This window comes from Neobacillus rhizosphaerae (genome assembly GCF_050477885.1).
Taxonomy (GTDB): domain Bacteria; phylum Bacillota; class Bacilli; order Bacillales; family Cytobacillaceae; genus Neobacillus; species Neobacillus rhizosphaerae_A.
The window spans coordinates 1-5,701 of record NZ_JBCNAC010000131.1 but is presented as its reverse complement, the minus strand read 5'-3'; the positions used below and the strand labels follow the sequence as shown (position 1 = coordinate 5,701).

Here is a 5,701-nt window from a genome sequence, read left to right as displayed (position 1 = left end):
AGGCGCTTCCGCTTTTCTAAATAGAACGTGCATTCGTATTTCGGAGGTGCTACAATAAAGAAAAGATGTTGAAAGGATTATCCTATGAAAAAGATATCGTTTATTCATGCAGCGGATTTACATTTGGACAGCCCTATGATCGGATTAAAGCATTTACCGGAAAGTATTTTTACAAGGGTGAGGGAAAGCACCTTTACAGCATTAAAGAAACTAACGAATGACGCCATTGAAAAGCAAGTCGACTTTGTTATTTTAGCTGGAGATTTATTTGATGGAGAGGATCGTAGTTTACGTGCACAATCCCGTTTTCGCAGTGAAATGCTGAAGTTAGAAGAGAATGGAATCCCCGTTTATGTCGTCCATGGAAATCATGATCATCTAAATGGTACATGGGTACAGTTAAGCTTGCCAGCAAATGTACATGTATTTACTAGTGAAGTAGAAACAAAAGTGCTTCACACGAGGAACGGAGAAATCGTCCATTTATACGGTTTCAGCTATCCAACCAGGCATGTGTTCGCTAGGAAAATAGATGACTATTCGAAGATAAATAATATTGGATTTCATATCGGTATTCTTCATGGCAATGAAAGTTCGGGATCTGAACATGATAATTATGCGCCGTTTGCAATTAAGGACTTATTAGAAAAAGACTTTGACTACTGGGCATTAGGCCATATTCATAAAAGGGCTATTTTATCTGAATCTCCCCCAATTATCTATCCAGGAAATATTCAAGGAAGAAATAAGAAGGAAACAGGTCCAAAGGGGTATTATTATGTGGAATTGTCTGACGATGCCAAACTGAATTTTGTTGAAACATCAGATGTTATTTGGGAAGAGACAGAAGTCGATGCTACGTCAGCCAACAGCTTTAACGACATTCTTCAATTATGTCAAAAGACCATCAACCAAGTACGAAAGAATCAGCAGGGGACATTATTGACTCTCTACTTAAAAAACATCCAAATAAATGATGAGCGAGAAAAAAGAAACTTAGATGGTGAACTTCTGGACCTTCTATTAGAGGATGAAAAAGAAGAAGCATCCTTTGTGTGGACCGTTGACATACAAATAACTGAAAGTCAGTTATTTGATAAAGAGCAATTAAAAATGGAAGCTAATTTTTATGCAGAGCTTTTTGAAACAATCACAGAGTATGAGGATGTGGACTACACATTAGCCCCTTTATATGAGCACCCATTGGGCAGAAAGTATGTAGCTCATTTAAATGATACAGAACATAAAGAACTAATAGAAAGAGCAGAGAAATTATTAATAGAATTACTTAGTGAGGCTTAGTAGAAAGGAGTAGATGCTATGAGAATTCTGGAGCTACACATTTATGGTTATGGACAATTAGAAAATGTAATCATTAAAGACCTTGCTGATTTCCAAGTGTTCTATGGGGAGAATGAGGCAGGAAAGTCAACCATTATGGCATTTATTCACGGTATACTTTTCGGTTTCCCTACAAAACAACAAACCGAACTTCGGTACGAACCAATGCATAGCAACAAATATGGCGGGAAAATCAGAGTTTATCATGAAGAGCATGGATTTGCCGTAATTGAGCGTGTAAAGGGAAAAGCAGCTGGTGATGTGAACGTAGTTATGGATAACGGTATGATGGGTGGGGAAGAGCTACTAAAAGAACTAGTCGCAAGCTTTGATAAAAATTTATTCCAAGCAGTCTTCTCCTTTAGCCTTCATGGGCTTCAGAATGTTCATCAAATGAAAGGTGAAGATATTGGCAAGTTCCTATTTTCTGCAGGTACGTTAGGGACGGAGCGGCTATCCAAAACGGAGTCCTTCCTGCAGAAAGAACTGGATAACAGATTTAAACCTTCGGGAAAGAAGCCTATTATAAATGAAAAGTTACAAGCACTTAATGAAATCAATCTAGAATTGAAAAAGGCAGCATCGAAAAACAAAGAATATGAAAGCTTGCTAGAAAAAAGAGAGATGCTTCTACAGGAATTTCAAGAAATCAATGGTCGTCTTAAGGAACTAGGGAGCAAGATAGACCAATTACATGAGTGGAAGAGAATTGAGTCAAATGTAAGAGAAGAAAAATGGACAGAGAAGGAGCTCAGTGATCTAGGAGAGGTGCCATTTCCTACCCGTGGAATGGAAAGAATAGAAAAATTATTAGAGCTCATCCATCCGTATGAGGCAGAGATCAACAGCCTCAAAGAAAGAATCGAAAATGAAAAAAAAGAACTTGCTGAAATGAGACCTAAACGAGCTTTACTTGAAAGTGAGTCTGCACTCTTAACTTTACTTGATCAAGTCCCACTTATGGAACAATTGACATTTGAAAAACAGCAATCCGAACTGAAAATCGCTGAATGTGACGAAAAGCTTTCAGTAATTAGAGAGAAACTGCATTTGCCTTTAGAAGAAAACGATGTTTTTGCCATTAATACAAACATTTATATGAGGAACCAGGTAGAAATCACTTCAAGAAAAAGGCAAAAGTTACAAGAAGTAAAGGAAGAGTTAGAGGAACGCTTTCAGGAAGAAACAAGAGTATTGCAGGAGATAGAAAAAGAAGTTCGAATGGCTGAAAGCCACCTCCTTGCAAAACAAGATAGGGAGTACCTTGAGAAGCAGTTGATTAATGGTAACGATAAGCAGAGTTTGGAAGCTGATTTGAAAGCATTAAAGGATAAAATTGAATTTTACCAACTAGGCTATGATAGAGATAAAAAGGAAGGGGCTAATAGTAGAAAGCAGAAAAAGCTCCAATTATTCCTTTTTGAAGGAATTTTATTAGGACTACTATTTTATGGTTTATTGACGAAGCAGTGGGTACTTTTATTTATAGGATTGATTGGCTGTGTCCTAACTGCTTATTTCATGACTAAAGGTTCAAAAGAGTCAAAAGCAGAGGAGTTGCAACAGACTCTAGTAGAATTAAAAGAAAAGGAAAAACAATTAATAGAAAAGCTTCATTCAGCTGAATATATGGATTTGACAAAGCTCGAAGATCAATTAAAGAGGGATACTGTCCGGCTTGAAGAGGTCCAAGTTCTTAAGATGAAGCTAAAACAACAGCAATCACTATATGATAAGGTAATTACCAAGTTCGAAGAATGGGAATTGGAATATGCGCAAAACAAAGAAAAGCTATTATCACTTAGTTTAGAGTTAAACATACCTGAATATATTGCCGTTCCGTTTCTATTGGAAGCATTCGAACTAATAGAACAATATAAAACTACCTCTCGTGAAAAAAGTCAACTCCAAACGAAAGTAGAGCAAATCAATAATCAACAAGCTAAGCTCAATAAAGAAATGAATAAATTTGCCTCACGTTTTTTACCAGAGCAAGGGTTGGCTTTACAAGAAATAGCCTATCTATTGCGGAACAGATTAAAAGAGGAACATGAAAAGCAAATAAAAAGTCAAGAGCGAGAGAGGAAGCTTGCAGAGCTTGCGGCTGATGTAAAACAAAAGGAGCATGAAATTGAGCACCTAAAAGCTGAATATAACAAGCTTTTACATGCTGCGGGGGTAGAAACAGAGCAAGAGTTCTACGAATTTGGTAAGATGGCAGAAAAACAAGGAAAACTCTTTGAAAGACTTGGAACACTTAAAAGTCAGCTTGAGTATTCACTTCTACCTAGGACGATTTGGGAAACGTTTTTACACATCCACAATAGTGATGAAATCATTGCCGAATACAATCATGAAGTTCTACACTTACAAACAAGATTAAAAAAACAGCAGGAAGAACTTGCCGCTATAAAATACGAGATTCAGGTTCTAGAGGAAGGTGGAGTTTATTCGACTATTCTTCATAACTATAAACAGAAGAAGTATGAATTAGAAGAGTCTGCAAAAGAGTGGGCAGTCTATTGTATCGCCCAAGAAATACTATCAAACACGGTTGAAAAGTATAAGAAGGTCCACGTGCCTAGACTGATTTCAAAAGCAGAAGAATATCTATCCTTTCTCACCAATGGCAATTATCAAAAAATCCATCTCCAACAATCAGGCACAGGATTCTTAGTGGAGAGAATGGACCGTACCATTTTTGAGGCGAATGAACTCAGTCAAGCGACGACGGAACAATTATATGTCTCAATACGACTTGCCTTAGCAACAACATTATATGAAAAATATCAATTCCCAATCATCATTGATGATAGCTTTGTTAATTTTGATGCCAAAAGAACAAGAAAAGTAATTGAGCTTTTGCAAAGTTTGCAAACCAATCAAGTGCTATTTTTTACTTGCCATGAACATTTATTGCATCTATTCAAAAAGGAAAATATCCTTAATATAACAAAGGGGGCAGTTCAGATTATTTCCTAGAGTGATAGTTGGATATGTTATACTTTTACTAGTGGGAGGAGCGTGAATAGCTTGAGTAAAGGAATATTAAATTATGATGTAGGTGAACAGGTTGAGTTATTCCTTTTGATAAAGAGTTCAACCAAGGGGATTGCAAGTAACGGAAAGCCCTTTTTAACATTGATACTGCAAGATCAGAGTGGTGAAATTGAAGCAAAACTCTGGGATGCGAATGATGAGGATGAAAAGAACTATGCGGCCCAGAATATTGTTAAAATAATGGGTGATGTGCAAAATTATCGTGGAAAAAGCCAGCTGAAAATCCGGCAGATTCGAAGAACTGGTCCTGCAGATGGAGTGAAATTGGACGATTTCTTGGAAACAGCACCGTTAAGTCAAGATGAGATGGTCAGCAAGCTGACTCAATATATTTTCGAAATGAAAAATCCTAACATTCAAAGGATTACTCGTCATTTAATTAAGAAACACCAAAAGGCATTTTTGGAATATCCTGCAGCAACAAAAAATCATCATGAATTTGTTTCTGGTCTCGCCTTTCACGTGGTTAGCATGCTTGATTTGGCCAAAGCTATCGCTTCGCTATATCCAAGCCTCGATAAGGACTTGCTATATGCGGGTGTTATCCTGCATGATATGGGAAAGGTGATGGAGTTATCTGGTCCTATTTCAACCGTTTATACTATTGAAGGTAACTTACTAGGCCATATCACAATTATGATAAATGAAATTGGCAAGGCTGCGGAGGAATTAGGGATTTCAGGAGAAGAAGTACTTATCTTACAGCATCTTGTCCTAAGCCATCACGGGAAAGCCGAGTGGGGGAGTCCAAAACCACCATTGATTAAAGAAGCAGAAATTCTTCATTATATTGATAATTTGGATGCAAAAATGAATATGCTTGATCGTGCCTTAGAAAGGGTAAAACCTGGAGAATTTACAGAGCGGATTTTTGCATTGGATAATCGTTCATTTTATAAGCCTGTTTTTCAAAAATAACCCATAATGGGTTATTTTTTTTGCTAGTAGAGTAGAATATTTCTTCTTTAGAATGAATAAGTTGTAATAAAAAGTGGACAACCACAAAGGAAGGGAGCAATGAAAATGACTATACCTATTTGGATTTATGCAGTCGTGGTTGGAATTGTGATAAGTGCATTGATGGCAATAAAAACAGGCCGTGAAGAGCGGAAACTAGAACTTGAAAGCATTGAACAGGAAGGGGAAATTTACATCAAACGATTAGAAAGAGAAAGGGAACTAAGAGATGATTTAAAAGCTACAGGGGAATAAGAAAGGAGAGACTCCAACGTTGGGGAGTCTCTCCTTTTTCTTATTTATTATAGAAAAGTTTAAAATTGGACTTCGAGAATTGTCCAGC

At 37.0% G+C, this 5,701-nt stretch carries 4 protein-coding genes; all 4 read left to right on the top strand.

The genetic code is table 11. From position 1 onward, the window contains the following. Positions 1–84: 84 nt before the first annotated feature. The 4 genes from ABES03_RS18415 (at position 85) to ABES03_RS18400 (ending at position 5,613) form a co-directional block, all read left to right on the top strand. On the top strand, positions 85–1,302 hold the full coding sequence (locus tag ABES03_RS18415) for a metallophosphoesterase family protein (RefSeq protein WP_430119319.1): 1,218 nt from the start codon (positions 85–87) through the stop codon (positions 1,300–1,302). Positions 1,303–1,320: 18 nt separating this feature from the next. Further along, entirely contained in the window at positions 1,321–4,323 is a 3,003-nt protein-coding gene (locus tag ABES03_RS18410) for an AAA family ATPase (protein WP_430119317.1), read from the top strand. 51 nt (positions 4,324–4,374) lie between these two features. Then, entirely contained in the window at positions 4,375–5,319 is a 945-nt protein-coding gene (gene yhaM / locus ABES03_RS18405; protein ID WP_430119315.1) for a 3'-5' exoribonuclease YhaM, read from the top strand. Between the two features lie 105 nt (positions 5,320–5,424). Next, positions 5,425–5,613 (top strand): sporulation YhaL family protein, encoded by a 189-nt coding sequence (locus ABES03_RS18400; RefSeq protein ID WP_430119313.1) that lies wholly within the window; start codon positions 5,425–5,427, stop codon positions 5,611–5,613. Positions 5,614–5,701: the final 88 nt, after the last annotated feature.